The sequence below is a fragment of the Winogradskyella maritima genome (genome assembly GCF_042650215.1).
Lineage (GTDB): Bacteria > Bacteroidota > Bacteroidia > Flavobacteriales > Flavobacteriaceae > Winogradskyella > Winogradskyella maritima.
Window position 1 is genome coordinate 42462 of sequence record NZ_JBHSAT010000004.1, and the last position, 19544, is coordinate 62005.

At 38.4% G+C, this 19544-nt stretch carries 19 protein-coding genes; 14 read left to right on the forward strand and 5 right to left on the reverse strand.

Annotated elements, in window-relative coordinates; all coding sequences use genetic code 11:
• The first annotated feature begins 6 nt into the window (after window positions 1-6).
• The 7 genes from ACFOSX_RS01290 to ACFOSX_RS01320 all read left to right on the forward strand — a co-directional run bounded on the left by ACFOSX_RS01290 (window position 7) and on the right by ACFOSX_RS01320 (window position 6548).
• Window positions 7-969 (forward strand): electron transfer flavoprotein subunit alpha/FixB family protein, encoded by a 963-nt coding sequence (locus ACFOSX_RS01290; RefSeq protein ID WP_386096233.1) that lies wholly within the window; start codon window positions 7-9, stop codon window positions 967-969.
• Between the two features lie 173 nt (window positions 970-1142).
• Window positions 1143-1766, forward strand: a complete 624-nt coding sequence (locus ACFOSX_RS01295; RefSeq protein WP_386096235.1) for a bifunctional nuclease family protein — start codon at window positions 1143-1145, stop codon at window positions 1764-1766.
• Between the two features lie 10 nt (window positions 1767-1776).
• Window positions 1777-3579: a NupC/NupG family nucleoside CNT transporter gene (locus ACFOSX_RS01300; protein ID WP_386096237.1), complete on the forward strand. Its 1803-nt coding sequence runs from the start codon at window positions 1777-1779 to the stop codon at window positions 3577-3579.
• Between the two features lie 52 nt (window positions 3580-3631).
• Window positions 3632-4189, forward strand: coding sequence for a hypothetical protein (locus ACFOSX_RS01305; RefSeq protein ID WP_386096239.1), 558 nt, complete (start codon window positions 3632-3634; stop codon window positions 4187-4189).
• Between the two features lie 221 nt (window positions 4190-4410).
• Complete coding sequence (locus tag ACFOSX_RS01310; RefSeq protein WP_386096241.1) at window positions 4411-5235, forward strand: thymidylate synthase; 825 nt, start codon at window positions 4411-4413, stop codon at window positions 5233-5235.
• 10 nt (window positions 5236-5245) lie between these two features.
• Window positions 5246-6076 carry a hypothetical protein gene (locus ACFOSX_RS01315; RefSeq protein WP_386096243.1) on the forward strand — a complete coding sequence of 277 codons (831 nt, stop codon included), beginning with the start codon at window positions 5246-5248 and terminating at the stop codon, window positions 6074-6076.
• Window positions 6066-6548: a hypothetical protein gene (locus ACFOSX_RS01320; protein ID WP_386096245.1), complete on the forward strand. Its 483-nt coding sequence runs from the start codon at window positions 6066-6068 to the stop codon at window positions 6546-6548. The genes ACFOSX_RS01315 and ACFOSX_RS01320 overlap by 11 nt, the downstream gene beginning before the upstream one ends.
• A gap of 26 nt (window positions 6549-6574) precedes the next feature.
• Here ACFOSX_RS01320 and ACFOSX_RS01325 read toward each other — a convergent pair whose 3' ends face one another.
• Window positions 6575-6868, reverse strand: coding sequence for an isoamylase early set domain-containing protein (locus ACFOSX_RS01325; RefSeq protein WP_386096247.1), 294 nt, complete (start codon window positions 6866-6868; stop codon window positions 6575-6577).
• Between the two features lie 277 nt (window positions 6869-7145).
• Between ACFOSX_RS01325 and ACFOSX_RS01330 the strand changes: the two genes are divergently transcribed.
• The 7 genes from ACFOSX_RS01330 (at window position 7146) to lspA (ending at window position 15598) form a co-directional block, all read left to right on the forward strand.
• Window positions 7146-8051, forward strand: coding sequence for a dihydrofolate reductase (locus ACFOSX_RS01330; RefSeq protein ID WP_386096249.1), 906 nt, complete (start codon window positions 7146-7148; stop codon window positions 8049-8051).
• On the forward strand, window positions 8051-8581 hold the full coding sequence (locus tag ACFOSX_RS01335; RefSeq protein WP_386096251.1) for a hypothetical protein: 531 nt from the start codon (window positions 8051-8053) through the stop codon (window positions 8579-8581). Before ACFOSX_RS01330 ends, ACFOSX_RS01335 begins: the two co-directional genes overlap by 1 nt.
• Window positions 8582-8684: 103 nt before the next feature.
• The gene (locus ACFOSX_RS01340) at window positions 8685-9569 is read left to right on the forward strand and encodes an ABC transporter ATP-binding protein (RefSeq protein WP_386096253.1); all 885 of its coding nucleotides are present in this window, start codon (window positions 8685-8687) and stop codon (window positions 9567-9569) included.
• Between the two features lie 19 nt (window positions 9570-9588).
• A complete protein-coding gene (locus ACFOSX_RS01345) occupies window positions 9589-13170 on the forward strand; it encodes an ABC transporter permease/M1 family aminopeptidase (protein ID WP_386096255.1) in 3582 nt (1193 codons plus the stop codon).
• 91 nt (window positions 13171-13261) lie between these two features.
• Window positions 13262-14101: a hypothetical protein gene (locus ACFOSX_RS01350; protein ID WP_386096257.1), complete on the forward strand. Its 840-nt coding sequence runs from the start codon at window positions 13262-13264 to the stop codon at window positions 14099-14101.
• A gap of 78 nt (window positions 14102-14179) precedes the next feature.
• Window positions 14180-15073: an ACP S-malonyltransferase gene (fabD, locus tag ACFOSX_RS01355; RefSeq protein WP_386096259.1), complete on the forward strand. Its 894-nt coding sequence runs from the start codon at window positions 14180-14182 to the stop codon at window positions 15071-15073.
• A gap of 6 nt (window positions 15074-15079) precedes the next feature.
• The gene (lspA, locus tag ACFOSX_RS01360; RefSeq protein ID WP_386096261.1) at window positions 15080-15598 is read left to right on the forward strand and encodes a signal peptidase II; all 519 of its coding nucleotides are present in this window, start codon (window positions 15080-15082) and stop codon (window positions 15596-15598) included.
• Here lspA and ACFOSX_RS01365 read toward each other — a convergent pair.
• The 4 genes from ACFOSX_RS01365 to ACFOSX_RS01380 form a co-directional block, all read right to left on the reverse strand.
• A complete protein-coding gene (locus tag ACFOSX_RS01365) occupies window positions 15595-15786 on the reverse strand; it encodes a hypothetical protein (RefSeq protein WP_386096263.1) in 192 nt (63 codons plus the stop codon). The genes lspA and ACFOSX_RS01365 overlap by 4 nt on opposite strands.
• 182 nt (window positions 15787-15968) lie before the next feature.
• Window positions 15969-17249, reverse strand: coding sequence for an amidohydrolase family protein (locus tag ACFOSX_RS01370; protein WP_386096265.1), 1281 nt, complete (start codon window positions 17247-17249; stop codon window positions 15969-15971).
• 4 nt (window positions 17250-17253) lie between these two features.
• Window positions 17254-18273 carry a UDP-glucose 4-epimerase GalE gene (gene galE, locus ACFOSX_RS01375; RefSeq protein WP_386096267.1) on the reverse strand — a complete coding sequence of 340 codons (1020 nt, stop codon included), beginning with the start codon at window positions 18271-18273 and terminating at the stop codon, window positions 17254-17256.
• Window positions 18274-19434 (reverse strand): DegT/DnrJ/EryC1/StrS family aminotransferase, encoded by a 1161-nt coding sequence (locus ACFOSX_RS01380; protein ID WP_386096269.1) that lies wholly within the window; start codon window positions 19432-19434, stop codon window positions 18274-18276.
• Window positions 19435-19544: the final 110 nt, after the last annotated feature.

Consider the following 19544-nt stretch of genomic DNA (forward strand, 5'->3'; position numbering starts at 1 on the left):
AAGAACATGTCTATTCTAGTATATACAGAATCCGAAAACGGAAAATTTAAAAAATCAGCTTTTGAAGCGGTATCCTATGCCAAAGCCATTGCTGATAAAATGGGAAGCTCAGTTACCGCAGTTGCCGTAAATGCAGATGGTGCTGATGCCCTTGGAAATTATGGTGCATCCAAAGTATTAAACATCTCTAACGATAATCTTAAGACCTTCAATGCAAAATCTTATGCGGCCGCTGTTCAGCAAGCTGCAGAGCAAGAGGGTGCAAAAGTGGTCGTATTAACATCAAGTGCTGACAGTAAGTATTTGGCACCATTGGTCGCGGTTGGTCTAAAGGCCGGCTATGTCTCTAATGTGGTTGAAGCACCATCAAGCACTTCGCCATTCACGGTGAAGCGTACAGCGTTTACCAATAAAGCATTCGCAAATACTGAAATCAATACCGATGTAAAAGTCATAGGTTTATCTAACAATGCTTTCGGTGTTGTTGAAGTTGGAGGCTCTGCTTCAGTTGAAGATTTTTCACCTTCAATTCCAGAAAGTGGTGTAAATGTCACATCTGTAGATAAAGCTTCCGACAAAGTTAGCATTGCAGATGCCGAAGTTGTAGTTTCTGGTGGACGAGGTCTAAAAGGGCCTGAAAACTGGCATTTGGTTGAAGATTTAGCAGAGGTATTGGGTGCAGCAACAGCATGCTCCAAACCAGTTTCTGATTTAGGTTGGAGACCACATAGTGAGCACGTTGGCCAAACCGGAAAACCAGTGGCTTCAAACTTATATATTGCTATTGGAATTTCTGGTGCTATTCAGCATTTAGCTGGTATCAACGCCTCTAAAGTAAAGGTAGTCATCAACACCGACCCCGAAGCGCCTTTCTTTAAGGCTGCAGATTATGGCGTGGTTGGAGATGCTTTTGAAGTTGTACCAAAACTCACAGAAAAACTAAAAGCCTTTAAGGCACAAAACGCATAATTTTAGTACCTTGTAACAGTTGAAGGACTGTTTAAATTTGGAAAAAGTGAACCAAACTGTTTTTCTCAGTTGGTAAAGTCCTAATTTAAACAGTTCTTTGCGTTGTCCCTATTCCAAAAGGAAAGATAAATTGGACACCTCAACAAGATGGTTGAGGCATTTTTAAAAACCTTATGAGTCTAGTACGTTTAAATATAAAAGGCATTTCTTACAGCCAAACCCAAAATGGCGCGTATGCCTTGATTTTAAATGAGGAAGGTGGCGACCGAAAATTACCGATTGTCATTGGTGCTTTTGAGGCGCAATCTATCGCCATTGCTCTAGAAAAAGAAATTCGCCCACCACGGCCCCTGACGCACGATTTATTCAAAAATTTTTCAGACCGTTTTAGCATTGTCGTTAAACAAGTCATTATACACAAATTGGTAGATGGTGTGTTCTATTCTAGTTTAATTTGTGAACGCGAAGGCATTGAGGAAATCATCGATGCACGCACCAGTGATGCCATTGCTTTGGCACTACGCTTTCAAGCGCCGATTTTCACCTACAAAAATATTTTGGACAAGGCCGGAATTTATTTGAAGGTCAATCCGAAGAAAGATGATGAAGACCAAGACAGCATTTTAATGGACGATTTGGTCGCCGAAGAAGTTGAGGCTGCCACATTTGGTGACGCCAATGACGGGAGCTACAAAGACCTATCCTTAGAAGACTTACACAATATGTTAGATGAAGCTGTGGCTAATGAAGATTACGAAACCGCCGCAAAATTAAGAGACGAAATCTCTAAACGATAATCCCTATTTTATGAAATCAATGGTGTTGGCTCTCGTAGCCATTTTTTTTGGAATTGTAACGCTACAAGCTCAAGAAATTTTGAGTAACGTTCAAGATTCAATAGATCTTTCTGTCCAAAACCCTAAAGTAAATATATCTAAAACTTCGGAAGTTGATGAAAAAACAAAGTTTTGGCAACTTTCGGAATATATAATTTATGAAAGTTACCCTGACAGCATTAGTTCTACAAGAGAATTCAACGTCGGAAAGGAATTTTTAAATCTCAAAATGAATGGAGAGTATGAAGCTGTTCTTAATGGAGGCTTTAAAAAAGGGATTTGGCTTCAGAATAACAACCTCATAGTATTTAAACAGAAAGTACCTACCACAGTTGACATCTATTATGAAATAACAGGAAAAGATTCCAACTATTTAAACTTGAAAAACGGCAATGACGTATTGAAGTTTGTTTCCGATGGACATCCTTCATTTGTAGCCGAAACTCCTTCCGATAATACTATAATAAAAAGTCAAGGGTTTTCATTTACAAGCTTATGGAGAGGTGTTTTAGGGATGATTTCTCTTATCATTATAGCATTCTTATTCAGTAGTAATCGAAAAGCGATTAACTGGAAAACGGTCGGAATTGGCTTAGCATTTCAGCTAATAATTGCAATTGGTGTCTTAAGAGTTGGATTTATAAAGAACATATTTGAAGGAATAGGTCAAGTTTTCGTCAACATATTAGACTTTACTCGTGCAGGAAGCGAGTTTCTATTCAGCGGAGTCATGGACGTTAATTCTTATGGGTTTATTTTCGCCTTTCAAGTATTGCCTACCATACTTTTTTTCTCAGCGTTGACCTCTGTATTATTTTACTTAGGCATCATTCAGAAAGTGGTTAAAGGCATGGCTTGGTTGTTGACCAAAGCGCTTCAAATTTCTGGCGCGGAAAGTTTAAGTGTCGCCGGAAATATTTTCTTAGGTCAAACAGAAGCACCTCTATTAATCAAGGCGTATCTTGAAAAAATGAACAAGTCTGAAATCCTGCTCGTTATGATTGGTGGGATGGCTACAGTGGCCGGTGCGGTCTTAGCGGCTTATATCGGGTTTTTAGGTGGTGATGATCCCGCTCTTCGTTTAGTTTATGCCAAGCATTTGTTAGCAGCCTCGGTTATGGCGGCGCCTGGGGCAATTGTCATTTCAAAAATATTATATCCTCAAACCGAAAAAATCAATACCGACGTTTCTGTATCACAAGAAAAAATTGGATCTAACATCTTAGATGCCATTGCCAACGGAACGACGGAAGGTCTTAAACTAGCCGTCAATGTTGGCGCCATGCTATTGGTATTCGTAGCCTTTATCGCCATGATTAATGGGATTTTAGGCTGGGTTGGTGACATTACTAGCATCAATGAATGGGTCTTAGCCAATACACCTTATCAGGCTTTGTCTCTCGAATTCCTGCTCGGTTATTTATTCGCACCATTGATGTGGCTTATTGGCGTTGCCGCTGAAGACATGGCCTTAATGGGACAACTCTTAGGGATTAAACTCGCGGCGAGCGAATTTGTAGGTTATATTCAACTTGCCGAACTTAAAGATGCTTCAGCCTTGATTCACCTTAATTATGAAAAGTCGATCATCATGGCTACCTATATGCTTTGTGGTTTTGCCAATTTTGCATCTATCGGTATTCAGATTGGCGGGATTGGTTCTTTGGCACCTGGACAGCGAAAAACCCTTTCGCGCTTCGGTATCAAAGCCTTAATTGGTGGGACTATTGCGTCTTTGATTTCTGCTACGATTGCTGGAATGATAATTGGTTAAGCCCAATTTTTTTAAAGCAAGAATAACATTCTGAATATTCTCATATTACACAATGAAAAATATTATTAAGCTTCTTTTCATCACATTATCCATAAATATTTCAAGTGCTCAATTTGTAAAAGAAAAAGCTATAAAAGCTTCTATAGGCTATGGGCAATCTGCACCCTACGAAGATATTGATGTTACTGGTTCAGGTTTTTATGCACAAGGTGAACTAGTATTAACTGTCACTTCTTGGATCGATTTTAGACCTTATGCAGGCGTTCTTTTCACAAAGCCAGACGAGCAAGAAAACCCAGAAATAGACCCTTCATTTAAGTCAACCGCAAATGCCTTTATGACAGGTGTAAAAACCCGACTACGTGCTCCCGTTCCTTGGGTTGCCCCCTATTTTGAATTTGGTGCTGGTCTATCAGTTGGTTCTTTCGAAACAATAACGGCAAACGTAAACATAGATAAATCTGGCGTCTTATTTCATGTGCCAATATCTATTGGTTTGGAAATTGGAAGAAATCATAATTTTGATTTTGGTATAACTTTCAATTATCATAACGCCGCACAGCAATTTTCGGGCGCCACATTGATTGGTCTTACATTCCCGATTGATTAAAACTGAGCCCTGCTATTCAAGCTCCTTTAGTTAATAACTTTTAATAGAATAAATCGCCTCAGGCCATTCGGGTTTAAGCTTTTTTTTACTTTCGTTTTGAACGGTTTGGATACGTCAGTTCCTTAAATTTGGGACGACGTAGATTCAGATGGAGAATAAAATTAACGAGATTTCCACTTTCGTGGAAATAAAATGAGATTCCCACCTTCGTGGGAAATGCTATGAAACAGTATCACGATTTAGTAAAACACGTTTTAGAACAGGGCAACGAAAAGGGCGACAGAACCGGAACCGGAACAACATCGGTATTCGGCTATCAAATACGATTTGATTTAAGTGAAGGCTTCCCAATGGTGACCACCAAAAAATTGCACCTTAAGTCCATAATTCACGAACTGCTCTGGTTCCTAAAAGGTGATACCAACACAAAATATCTAACGGAAAACGGTGTCCGTATCTGGAACGAGTGGGCTGATGAAAATGGCGATCTTGGTCCTGTATACGGCCATCAATGGCGTAATTGGAATGACGACGAAATCGACCAAATAAAAGAAGTCATTCAACAATTAAAAACCAATCCGAACAGTCGTCGTATGATGGTGTCTGCTTGGAATCCTTCGGTATTACCAGATACTTCAAAAACGTTTTCAGAAAATGTAGCGAATGGTAAGGCCGCTCTACCGCCGTGTCATGCATTTTTTCAATTTTATGTGGCGGACGGAAAACTCTCTTGTCAACTTTACCAACGTAGTGCCGACATCTTTTTAGGCGTACCGTTTAATATTGCATCTTACGCCTTGTTTACCATGATGATGGCACAAGTTTGTGACTATCAGCCAGGCGATTTTATTCATACGTTTGGCGACGCCCATATCTACAACAACCATAGAGACCAGTTGGAGTTACAGCTCTCACGAGAACCACGACCATTGCCGACGATGAAAATCAATCCTGAGATCAAAGATATCTTCGATTTTACGTTTGAAGATTTCACCCTAGAAAACTACGATCCGCATCCTCATATTAAAGGGGTTGTTGCGGTTTAAATTAGGAATTATGAGATTGCTTTTTCTAGTATTTTTTATCGCATGTTTTTCGGAGGTTTACGCACAGAATGTTAAACTGAAATACAATCAAGCAGATTTAATATTTCCGGGATGTGAAACTGCTGAAGACCAAAAGAAATGCTTCAAGGTTAAAACTGAAAGTTATATGCTTTCAAACCTAACAGATTCATTAAAACAGAAGCTTATAAAACTATCCCAAAGCGATACAATAACACTAAGTTTTAAATTGTTATATGACGAATCTGGCGAACTAATAAAAAAACAATCTAATGTCTATAGCTCAGCTGACAGTACGTTCAAGGAGTTAAATGTTATTGCTTATAAACTACCAAAGGTGGCCCCTCTCAGAGATGAATATGACCGTGGCGTCGGTGCTTCAATTAGTTTTATTCACGGATGGCTAATTAATCGTACTGACAATTCATTGAATCCAATTTTAGATTTTGAACCTATCGAACTACCCTTAGTCATGGTTGATAAATTTCCACACTATGAAGTTTGTGAGCCCTACTTAAATTCAGAAAATGAGACTAAATGTCTTAGCGGCATCTACAGGCAGGTAGTACAAAATAACTTTAAAGGTGACGCACTTGCCAATGGCCTCGATTTAAGTCGTGGTATTCACGCTATCTTCTTGTATTTTAAAATTACGTCAGAAAAAAAGATTGAATTTATTAGTGCGAGAGCTCCACATCCAATGCTTGAGCGAGAAGGCAAACGGCTTGTCACTCTCTTTCCCGCACCGAAAGAGCCAGGGTTTTATAAAGAAAAACCTGTAGACGTACATTATATTTTACCAATTAAGTTTTATGTTGATTAGATTAGTCAAGTACTGCTTCATATACCTAATGTCCATTGGTTCATTCTGCCAAGCTCAAGAGGGCAAAACGCTTAAAGAATTAGACTCCATAAACGAGAATAGTAAAGTGCCGATGCCTCTTCTAGCAAAAAGCCTAAAATTCCCCGTTTATAAAGGGTGTCATAAAATTGAAGATAATAAGGAAGCTAGAGATTGTAGCATCCAAAAAATTAAGGATTTTATAAAAATGAGCTATGATTTAGCAGTAGCAGATAGAGCTCTACCTTTGGAAAGATCTACACAGTTTCAGCTCGATTTTATCGTAAATAAAAAAGGAAAGGTTGAGCAAGTGACTGCAAAAGCCAACCACCGAGCCATTGCTATTGAAGCTATTAAAACAGCCAAGCGTCTTCCAAAATTTAAAACGCCCGGCATGCTCAATGGTAGTGCCATTGACACGCCGATGACGTTGACTATGGTTTTATACTTTTAATTGAAAATCAGAATTTAAAATTCCAATTATAGATTTAGAACGCTGTTTTCAGTAGCAAAAGCATTGGCTGTATAAGCATCTGCCTGAGCGTCGTTTTGCCATTCACCGTCTACTACATACTTGAACTCGTAAGATTTTCCAGACTCAAGATCTAGAGTGCCTTTAAAGTTTCCATTTTTTAATTTTTTGAGTTGCGTTTCGCTAGTGCTCCAGTTGTTCCAGTTTCCGGCAACCACTACCGATGTTGCTTCATCACCAGGTAAGGTGAAGGTCACTTTACACACTGGTTTACTTTTAAGATATTGCTTTTTAATTGGCATAATTAGATAATTTAATACTTCAAAACTAGAGAAGAATACTTAGCCACCCAAGAGTTAAGAGGCTTTAGCTACAAGAATTATGGATTTTTCAAAAATATATGGTGATAATTCCATTTTACCGAAAAACAAGGCTTTAAAATTAGATAGTCCTCAATACGTAAAACACTCATTTTCAATCGATTTTTAACGAAAACGATTGCGAAATCTTGCATTCAACCGCTATTAGCTCCAGAACATTTCAAATTATTGTATTTTTACTTTAAACATCACCAATTTTATGTTCGGAAAGAAAAAAACAAGTCCACAAATTGATAAAGAACAATTAGAACTAATCGAAAATGCACAGCGCCGAGTGAAGCAAAAAAAGCGCTTGTATGTGCACTTTGTTATTTTTCTGATTGGTGCGGTTTTTCTCATTTTAGCAAATACAGTTTTAGGTATTGGGCAAGATTTTACCATTCTCAATATCAATTGGTTTGTTTATGCTATTCTTGCGTGGCTATTTTTATTTATTTACCATTTTGTCAATGTCTTTATCACCAATAAGTTTATGGGCAAAGACTGGGAAAAACAACAGTTAGACAAATTGGTTGAGAAACAGAAGAAACGCATTGCCGAACTTCAGGCAAAGGTTGACCAACAGCACACCGTCATTCCTGCCAGTGCTACTTCTAACGAAAAAAAAAAGAAGCGTAATCTTACTATTATTGTAGCGGCTGGCGAAGATAACGCCATTGGTAAAGATAATGATTTGATTTGGCACCTTAGTGATGACCTAAAGCGCTTTAAAAAATTGACCAGTGGCCATTACATTATTATGGGGCGCAAGACTTTTGAAAGTTTCCCAAAACCGCTACCAAACAGAACCCACGTCGTTATTTCTAGGCAGAAAGATTACGTAGCGCCTTCGGGAGTGATTGTCGTTAACTCTATGGAAGATGCTTTAGACGCCGCCCGTCACGATGACCAACCTTTTATCATTGGCGGTGGTGAAATCTACAAACAATCCATGACGTTGGCAGACACCTTAGAATTGACCCGCGTGCATTCTACTTTTCCTCTAGCGGACACCTATTTCCCTGAAGTGGATTTAAACCAATGGACAGAAGTGAGTCGTATAAAACATGAGGCCGATGCCAAACATGAGTTTGCATTTTCTTTTGTGACCTATGTTAAGAAGTAATGAGTTTAAAACCACTACTCCTACTAATATTACTCTGTTTTTGCTCCTTAAAATTAGTTGCGCAAGAACCGGATGGCAAGTTTAAATTTCACAATATAACAACTGGAACGGGAGCTTATACACTCGAAAAAATTAAAGGCAACAGAGGTTTTTCTGTATCGATAACTACCAATTTTAGAATAAAGAAAAATGTAATTGGTATCAATTGGAATGGTGGTTTTGGCGCATCAAATAAAGACGACATATTAAAAAATGCAATACATAGTTATTCAGAAATCAACCTGCTTTACGGAAGGGAATTTAATATAGCTCGAAACTTATTTCTGAATGCTTACGCCGGATTTGGATTTACCGACCAAACTAAGTTAAGGGATGATCGTACTGAAGGAACAGTAGGTTTTCCTGTGAGGAGTGAAATTGTTTTCAAAGCATCAAAATGGATTGATGTTGGCGCTATCGGTAATGTAAACTTCAACAAACGAAATAACATTCATAGCTTTCAGGTATTATTGCGATTTAATTTCAATTAGCCATGCAACCATTTGCGATTATTGTGCGTCTATAAAATAAAACCTGTAACGCTTTGTGAAAATAATCGTCTTACTTACAACTAATCAATCAAAATAATATCTCATGAGTATTTTAAAAATCAACAATCTTTCAAAAACCTATCCCAGTGGCGTAAAAGCATTAGATAATGTTTCTCTGGAATTGGAGAACGGCATGTTTGGTCTTCTTGGTCCTAATGGTGCAGGAAAATCATCCTTAATGCGAACCCTTGCCACTTTGCAAGAAGCCGACTCTGGCACTGCAACTTTAGATGACATCGATATTTTAAAACAGCCTGCCGAAATCCGAAAAGTCCTAGGATACCTACCACAGGAATTTGGGGTTTACCCAAGAATTACTGCCGAACAATTGCTGAATCATCTTGCTGTTTTGAAAGGCATTTCAAACACGTCTGAACGTAAAGAGTTAGTTAAATACTTATTAGACAAAGTGAACCTTTACGAAAAACGAAACAAATCCGTAAAAGGTTTTTCTGGCGGTATGAAACAGCGTGTCGGTATTGCCCAAGCCTTAATTGGCAATCCAAAATTGGTCATTGTTGATGAGCCTACGGCTGGATTGGATCCTGGTGAGCGCAACCGATTTTACAATCTGTTGGCTGATGTTGGTAAGGACGTCATTGTTATTCTTTCTACACATATTGTTGATGATGTACGTGAGCTTTGTACCAATATGGCGATTATGAATTTTGGTGAAATCGTTTATAAAGGCGCACCGCAAAGTGCTATAGAAGCCTTGGATGGCCAGGTATTCCAAAAAATGGTATCTCGGGATGCACTAAATGAATACGCAGAGAATTATCAAATTATATCAAACAAAATGGTTGGTGGACAACCTTTGATTCATGTATTGAGTGAAACGCATCCACAAAACGGATTTGAGCAAGTAAAGCCAAATCTCGAAGATGTGTTCTTTTCAAAAATCAATACGGCAAACGTCCTTGTTTAATCCTTAACACCAACACATTATGTTTAAGACCTTTTTTCTTTCAGAATTAAGATATACGCTGAAGCAGCCGATGGTGTATATTTTCATGTTTATACTAGCGCTTATGGAGTTCTTTGCTACCGTAAGTGACAACGTTCAGGTTGGTGGTGCCATTGGCAACGTTATGCGGAATTCGCCCTATACTTTGACCATTCATGTTACCGTTTTTACCATTTTCAGTTTGTTAATGGCGGTCGCCTTTTTTAATAATGCAGCACTACGTGACCACAATAATGAATTCAACGAAATTCTATTTACCACACCGCTCAGCAAGCCTGGCTATTTCTTTGGCCGATTTTTAGGAGCGCTTTTAGTTTCCACATTGCCCCTTGTAGGTGTTTTTATCGGAATGTTAGTAGGAACCTACATGAATTCAATTTTCAACTGGATTGACCCAGAACGCTTTGGTCCATTTTATTTGGAAACCTTTGTCAACAACTATCTGCTTTTCATTCTACCTAACATGTTTTTGGCAGGAACAGTGATTTTTGCCATGGCCAATAAATGGAAAAGTACCGTTATCTCTTTTGTTGGAGGTATGGTCATTATCGTCGCTTATATTATTGCGGGTTCATTCGCCTCGGATGTGGATAACGAAACCGTAGCCGCATTGACAGACATCTTCGGAATTAATACGTATTCTATTGAAACAAAGTACTACACGCCTGTTGAAAAAAACACGCTTAGTCCTTCATTTTCTGGCTTGTTATTATACAACCGCTTAATATGGATTAGTGTAGGATTCATTATTCTGGCTATATCGTATTTCAGTTTCTCCTTTAGGAAAAAGAACAAAAAGGTTAAGAAAAGTAGCGCCACTGAAAATACTTCAGAAAGAGTATTTAGCCCACCTCAACTCAGTTCTTCATTTGCAAAAGGCACCAACTGGCAACAGTTTAAGAGTTTTTTCTATACTAATTTCTTAAGCATTATTAAGAGCGTCACCTTTAAAATTCTGTTCTTATTCTGTATCATAATTTTGGTGGCGGATCTTTCTGGAGGCTTCGAATATTTTGGATTACAGTCGTATCCGGTGACCTACAAACTCATCGATTCCATTAAGGACAATACCGATATTTTTATCATCATCATCGTGGTGTTTTTTAGTGGCGAACTCATTTGGCGAGATCGAGATTATAAAATCAATGAAGTCATTGATGCCACAGCGCATACCTCTTTTATATCTATGGCCGCCAAGGCCCTGTCTTTAATCAGTATTGCCACAATCTTGAATCTGTTCTTCATGTTTATTGGCGTTCTGTATCAATTACTCCACGGCTTTACAAGGGTTGAAGTTGGCGTTTATCTATTGGATTTCTTCTACGATAACCTACCATTATTTATTGTCTTTAGTGCCGTTACGATTTTGGTACAGGTGTTATCGAGTAATAAATACATCGGTTACTTTGTTGCTATTCTTATTCTACTCGTTTGGGAAATCGTATTGAGTATTTTAGACATTAGTTCTAATATGATTGATATTGGGGGTAGTCCTTCAACTTTCTATTCGGACATGAACGGTTTTGGACCAGGTGTTACTGGAGCACTTTGGTTTAATTTATATTGGGTACTATTTTCGGTATTAGCCCTACTCATCGCAGGCGCACTTTGGAATCGTGGGTCTAAAAGCTCATTATTTAGTCGGATTAAAACTGCTCGACAAGAAGTGCCTAAAAGTTATTCGGGCCTTATCATCGGAACTGCTGTTGCTTGGATTGCTCTAGCTGGTTTTGTCTATTACAACACACAAGTTTTAAATGCCTACGACTCTAGCGACACTTTAGAACAATTAGCGGCGGACTATGAAAAAACCTATGGAAAGTATAGAGACATGCCTACTCCTAAAATTCTAGACACCAAATATGTCATTGATATTTTCCCTGAACAAAGGGATATTCATGCCAAGGTTGAGCTAGAAATGTTGAATGCCACGGACCAACCTTTAGATTCTATTCATGTTTATTTTCAAGAGGATTGGGAATCTGAAATAATCATACCGAACTCCAAAGTGGTGTTTGAAGATGAGACGTACAATTTCAAAATTTTCGAATTATCACCAGCATTACAGCCAGGCGAAAAAATGGATGTCACCTTCAAAAGTAACTACATAACGCAAGGCTTTAAGAACAATCGCGGAAGTACTATGGTGGTTAATAACGGAACATTCTTCAATAACGGAAGTCTCCTTCCAACAATAGGCTATAACGAGAGGTATGAGCTTAGCGATAGAAACACACGGAAGAAATACGACTTGCCAGAAAAAGAGCGAACACCAGAATTAACGCCTGGCGTGACCGACTTACACATGGCCAATTATATTTCGGGCACGCAAGCTGACTTCGTTAATGTAGAAACCATAATTTCCACCTCTAAAGGCCAAACAGCAATTGCTCCAGGTTCGCTTTTAAAGCGATGGGAAGAGGATGATCGTAGTTATTTTCATTACAAAATTGATACGCCATCATTAAATTTCTATTCATTCATTTCTGCTGATTACGAAATCGCAAAGCGCAAGTGGAGAGACGTCGATATCGAAATCTATCACGATAAAAAACATACTGTTAATATCGATATGATGTTAGATGCCGTGGAACGTTCCTTAACTTACTATTCTGAAAATTTTGGGCCTTATTACCACAAACAAGCACGGATTATAGAATTTCCACGGTATGCCAATTTTGCACAAGCCTTCCCTGGAACAATGCCGTATTCCGAATCTTTTGGGTTTATCACAAATCTTGAAGATGAGACCGACAATAACGTCATTGACTTTGTAATTGCGCATGAGATGGGTCACCAATGGTGGGCGCATCAGGTCATCGGTGCAAATATGCAAGGTGGTACCATGTTAAGCGAAAGTTTTTCGCAATATGCGGCCAATATGACCATGAAGAATATCACGGAGAATCCCATGAAAATGCGTAAGTTCCTAAAATACGACCATGATCGATACCTTTCTGGACGTAGTGGTGAACGTCTCAAGGAATTACCACTATACAAAGTAGAAAACCAATCGTACATCCACTACGGAAAAGGAAGTGCCATACTTTATGCCTTGCAAGATTACATCGGTGAAGACAAGGTGAATACCGCTATGAAAAGCTTCTTGGAAGAATACCGCTATGTTGGGCCTCCATACCCAAGTTCGCACGACTTTTTACGTCATTTAGAACCTCAGGTGCCAGATTCATTAAAGTATCTCATTACGGATTGGTTTAAGGAGATTACACTTTACGACAATCGTCTTAAGGAAGCAACGTATAAAAAACTAGACAACGGAAAGTACCTTGTTAATTTAGATATTGAAAGCCACAAAATTAAGTCGGATAGTTTAGGTAACGAAACTCGTGTACCAATCAACGATTGGATTGACGTAGGTTTCTTTATGGATAATGACGAAGAACAATTGTACGCTCAAAAGCGAATAAAATTCAACAAAGCCACCTCTACTTATTCCGTGGAATTAGACTCATTGCCTGTAAAAGCTGCCATAGACCCGAGACATATTTTAATAGACCGCGTCTTTAAGGATAATGTGAAAGGGCTAAGTGAGTTGGATTAGGCTTGCAAAAAACGCTCTGTAAAATAAAGCCTTGGTATTAATTTCATCAGGGCTTTATAATTTTTACGCCTATTTATACGTTTCGAAACTTATGAAACGATACGTGTTATTTCTTATTCTTCCTTTACTATTCTCAAACTGTAATACTTCTACGAAAAATTCTAGCTTACAAAATCACCCCTTGTATTTAAGTTTAGATACAATTCCGATATATAATACAGAGTCTTACGACGACTATAAATTTCTATATGAGAAAAACAAAAATCTTTGGTCTATTGATATCTGCGAATTAGATAGCTTAAAAGCGGAAATAGACAACTTTAAAAGTGAGTTTAAATATTTCATAGGCTATGAAGATGAATATATAATCAAAAGCATCGAAAACTTACCAATCTATTTAAAAGAGAGCTACAATATTGACACAATTATCATAGACTCAGGATGCATTAGAACTGGACTGGACAAATACGACAATTGTTATCCTAAAGTAATGTCTCAGAAACTTAAAGATAAGTATGGAAACGATTTTATAGAAAAGGCTAAACGTATAGTTGACAGTATCTATCTAATCGAAAACATAGATTTAGTTCATAAGAGAAGTGAGGTTTATCAATTACATAACAACAATATTTTTCCAAAATATTTGAAATTTCAAGATTTAATTGGTAATGAATTGTCAAGACAGCTGAATTTTCCAACAAATTTTAAATTAAAAGAAAATTCTTTGTCTAGTATAACTGTCATATTCAACCTTTATAAAACTGGTAAAATAGATAGTTTAAGATTATTATCTCATGGTCTGGAAAAACACCACGATGACAACTTAAAATCGCAACTTGAAAATTTAATTCAAAATAAAGAATGGCTCCCTAATGAAGCATATGGTATGGTATTAAACACCGAAGAAGTTTACTTTGTTCCATTAGAATAATGAAGGTTGTTTAATTATTCTATTCATATTTCTTCCAAGTTAAATTCATATTTTTGCCACTATTAAGTTTTGAAAATTATGAAAGCATATATATTTCCTGGTCAAGGCGCACAATTCTCCGGAATGGGACTTGACTTATACGAAAACTCCCCAATGGCCCAAGAGTATTTTGAAAAGGCCAACGACATTTTAAAATTCTCCATCACAGACGTCATGTTTGAAGGTTCTGCGGAAGACCTTAAAGAAACTAAAGTCACACAACCAGCTATCTTTTTACATTCGGTGATTTTAGCCAAAACTCTTGGCGACGCCTTTAAACCAGATATGGTTGCAGGTCATTCCCTTGGCGAATTTTCGGCTTTGGTTGCCGCTGGAGCACTCAATTTTGAAGACGGATTAAAACTGGTGTCTCAACGTGCCCAAGCCATGCAAAAAGCGTGTGAATTGCAACCAAGTACCATGGCAGCCGTTTTAGGATTGAAAGATGCCGTAGTAGAAAATATTTGTGCAAATACCGAAGGTATCGTTGTCGCAGCAAATTATAACTGCCCAGGTCAGTTGGTAATTTCAGGTGAAATTGATGCCATTAACAGAGCCTGCGAAAGTATGAAAGAGGCTGGTGCCAGACGTGCCTTAGTCTTGCCAGTTGGAGGCGCATTTCATAGTCCAATGATGGAGCCTGCTCGCGAAGAATTGGCGGCCGCTATTGAAAATACTGTCTTTAGCGCACCAAACTGCCCCATTTATCAAAACGTGACTGCATCTGCGGTGACCAATGAAAATGAAATTAAGTCGCACTTAATCTCACAATTAACCTCTCCGGTGCGTTGGACACAATCTGTACAACAAATGATTGCTGATGGCGCCACACATTTTACGGAGGTTGGCCCAGGGAAGGTATTACAAGGCCTAGTTAAAAAAATAAATAGAGAGGCTGAAACGGCATCTGCAACATTTAATACAGAAGCCTAATCGTTTATGAAATTATCTAGAACAGCTCAGATTATAATAATCATTGTCCTCAACATTGCTTTGGATCAAATAACCAAAATCATTGTGCGTAATAACATGACGTATGGTCGTGAAGGTGAAATTGATGTTTTGGGGAAATATTTTCAATTAATCTGGGTAGAAAACAAGGGTGCGTTTTTAGGCATGGGAAGCGACATGGCTCCTGTATTGAAACTTATCTTTTTACTGATTCTACCTGCATTAGTTCTCAGCTATGTCGTTTATTACATTCTAAAGACCAAAACTTTGGACCGCATTAGTCTTATTGCTTTTTGTTGTATTGTTGGTGGCGGTGTTGCCAATGTTTTTGATCGAATAGCTTTCGGGCAAGTGACCGATTTTATGTACATGGAATTTACGGACACTCTAAAAACGGGCATATTCAATTTTGCCGATGTCTCGGTAACCACCGGTATTATCCTCTTGGTATTCAGTAATTTTCTTGGAAAAAAGAAGAAGAATCTTGAAGAAGCAAGCGTTGCTTAACGGGCAATTACGCAGTCTTCGCAATCTTTGATTTCGCCATAGTAGGTTTCGCGATATTTGTGAAGCGTCTTAATGGGAATGTTCAAAAATTGTTTTTTAATGTAAGTGACCTTGGCTTCTAAAGTTCCCATTTTTGTGGAAAATCGAGCTTCGGTTTGGGTCTGTCTTTTTATGCTAATCAGTTTCATAGTCCTTAAATTCATTGGTGCAAAGCAACAAAGAATACATGCTACACCCAAGAATATAACGTTAAAACCCCGTTAAGCCTTGTTTTGACTTAGAATTCTCTAAACAAACCAAGAGAACATAAAAAATCCGTTAAGCAATTGTGTTTATACTTAACGGATTCTGAATGCTATTCTATTTAAGTTTAGTCGTTTTTATAGACTTTTCCTTCTTTCATGACAAATGTTACATTTTCCATAGTGTTTATGGTTTTGGTAGGGTCGTCGTCCACCGCAATGATATCCGCTATAAAACCTTCAGCAATTTGACCCAACTGATCTTCCATATTAAAAATCATAGCATTGGTCACAGTTGCACTTTGAATGGCTTCCATAGCTGGCATTCCGGCTTCTACCATGTACCCAAATTCCTTTCCATTGTCGCCGTGATAGAATACCGCAGCGTCTGTTCCGAATGCAATTCCAACTCCGGCTTTATAAGCTCTTCCAAACATATCTTGAATTTTAGGCCCAATGTTTAAAGCCTTTGGTACAATGACTTCAGGATAATAGCCATCGATTTTTGCCTTATCAGACACAAACTTGCCTGCACTGATTGTCGGGACTAAATACACATCGTACTTCTTCATTAGTTCCATGGTTTCAGCACTCATCAATGTACCGTGTTCTATAGTTTTAACACCGCCTAAAATAGCGCGCTGAATACCTTCATCACCATGCGCGTGAGCCGCTACATGAAATCCATAATCCTTTGCCGTTTCAGTAATCGCCTTAATCTCTTCAATAGTGAATTGCGGATTTTGACCATTTTTAGCCACACTCAGTACGCCACCAGTGGCCGTGATTTTTATACAATCTGCTCCATTCTTATAGCGTTGTCGCACTGCTTTCTTGGCATCTTCAACACCATTGACTACTCCTTCTTTTGGTCCAGGATCACCCATCAACGTTGCTTTTGAACCATTGGTAGGGTCTGCATGACCCCCTGTAGTTGCCAAAGCTTTTTCTGCTGTGAAGATTCTAGGGCCGACCACATCACCTCTAGCCGTTGCTTTTTTGAGTGCCACGTTTATACCAGAACCACCCAAATCCCTAACGGTCGTAAAACCGCTCATCAAGGTAATTTCAGCATACTTCACCGAACGAAATGCCATGTCAGCTTCATTAAGCGTGTATCCCTCTAAATATCTCCCTGGACTCGTTTCACTTTCGATATGAACATGCATATCGATCAAACCAGGCATTACAGTTTTCGATTTTAAATCAATAATAACATCATCAGCTCTTCGGGTAATCATGTACCCGTCTCTGACACTTTCAATTTTTCCATCTTTAACAATAATGGTTTTCTCAGTGAGTACTTTTCCTGATTTGGTATCAATAAGTTTCCCGCAATGAATAAAGGTAGACTGCGCAGTAATACTCAGTGCTAACAGACAGATAAAAAATGTAACGTAATATTTCATAATCTTAGGTTTTTCTAATGTATTGCTCCCATTTCCAAGCTGATTTTACAGCATCGTCGAGTGAATATTTTGTAGCCCAACCAAGGACATTTTTCGCTTTTTCAGTATGGGCATAAGCTGAAGTAACATCTCCAGATCGTCGATCAGCTATTTTATAATTTATGGAAGTTTCGGATACGCGCTCAAAAGCATTAATGACTTCCATAACGGAACTTCCCGTTCCTGTACCAAGGTTGAATACTCCGAATTGACTATCGGAAGCCTTATCAATTAATCGTTTTAAGGCTATAACGTGTGCTTCGGCCAAATCCATCACGTGAATATAATCACGAATACATGTTCCATCTGGTGTTGGATAATTATTTCCAAAAACAGATAACTTATCACGCAAACCAATCGCAGTCTGCGTAATAAATGGCATCAAGTTCTGTGGTACACCTAAAGGTAATTCACCAATCAAAGCCGATTCATGTGCGCCAATGGGATTAAAATAGCGCAATGAAATCGCTGAAAATTCAGAATTGGCTTTGCACGCATCCTGAATAATCTCCTCTCCTATTTGCTTAGTATTCCCATAAGGCGACATTGCAGTCTTAATCGGTGCATGTTCTGTAATTGGTAATTCATCTGCTTGTCCATAAACAGTACACGACGAACTGAATATAAAATTTTGATGCGTTAAATACTTCATATTTTGAAGCACATACACCAAGGTATTAATATTGTTTTCGTAATAGAGTAAAGGATTTTTAACACTCTCTCCCACAGCTTTGCTTGCTGCAAAGTGAATGATTCCCGAAAGGTCTATATTACGTTCAAAAAAACGTTCAACATCGGTCTTAACCCTTAAATCCAATTGATGGAATTCTGGTCGTTTTCCTGTTATTTTTTCAATTCCATCCAAAACCTCGATGGACGAATTGGATAAATTATCGATAACGATGGGTTCGTAGCCTTCATTTTGTAGCGCCACCACTGTATGCGAACCAATATAGCCGAGTCCACCTGTTACCAGTATTTTCATTTACACGTTTGAATTAATAAAACCTAAAACCGCAGATGCTATAAAGTCAATCTGCTCATCATCCAACTCTGTATGCATCGGTAGTGAAATCACAGACTTCACCAAACTATTAGTTACCGGAAAGTCAGCTTCGTTATAACGATCGTCTTCGTACGCCCTTTGTTTATGTAGCGGTATGGGATAATAAACTCCACATGGTATTCCTTTTTCATTGAGGTGCTTGACTAAAGCATCTCTATCTACATCTTTTAAATTAAGTGTATATTGGTGAAAAACATGGCAATCGCAGGTGTCACAAATGCCTTGGCAGGTATCCCTACCGCTAGGAACGGTAATCTTTGGATGATCCTTAAAGGCTTGGTTGTATTTTCTGGCGGCGTTTCTCCTTGTATTATTATATGTATCCAAGTGAGGTAACTTAGCGTCTAAAACAGCGGCTTGTATGGAATCCAATCTTGAATTCACCCCAACCACATCATGATGGTAGCGCTCATACATGCCATGGTTCACAATACCTCTTATGGTATGTGCTAAATCATCATCATTGGTGAAAATAGCACCGCCGTCACCGTAACAACCTAAATTCTTCGAAGGAAAAAATGACGTGCTAGCCACATGGCCAATCACACCTGTTTTGGTTTTACTTCCGTCGCTATGCGTGTAATCCGCGCCGATACCTTGGGCATTATCTTCTATAACATAAAGGTTATGTTCTTCAGCTAGAGCCATAATCTCATCCATATTCGCCGCTAAGCCAAATAAATGTACTGGGACAATGGCTTTGGTTTTTGGTGTAATGGCTTTTTTAATAGCATCAACATCAATATTGAAATTTACAGGATCTACATCTACTAAAACTGGTGTTAATTTTAAAAGTGCAATGACCTCAACCGTTGCCGCAAAGGTGAAATCTGCTGTAATGACCTCATCGCCTTGCTCCAATCCTAATCCCATCATAGCAATTTGCAGGGCATCCGTACCATTGGCACATGGAATCACATGCTTAACACCTAAGTAATCTTCTAGGTTGTTCTGAAATTCATGCACCTTTGGCCCATTGATATAGGCGGCACTATTTAGAATATCATCGATTGAAGGATTTATAACGGACTTAATTTTGGCATATTGACCTTGAAGGTCGACCATCTGAATTTTTTTCATCTGAGTACGTCTATATTTCTTAATAGAACTAAAGCGAAAGTACAAAATCCTAGTGGCTATGACAATGCAAATTTCTCAAAGAACCGTATTTTAGCTTTAAATACCACAAC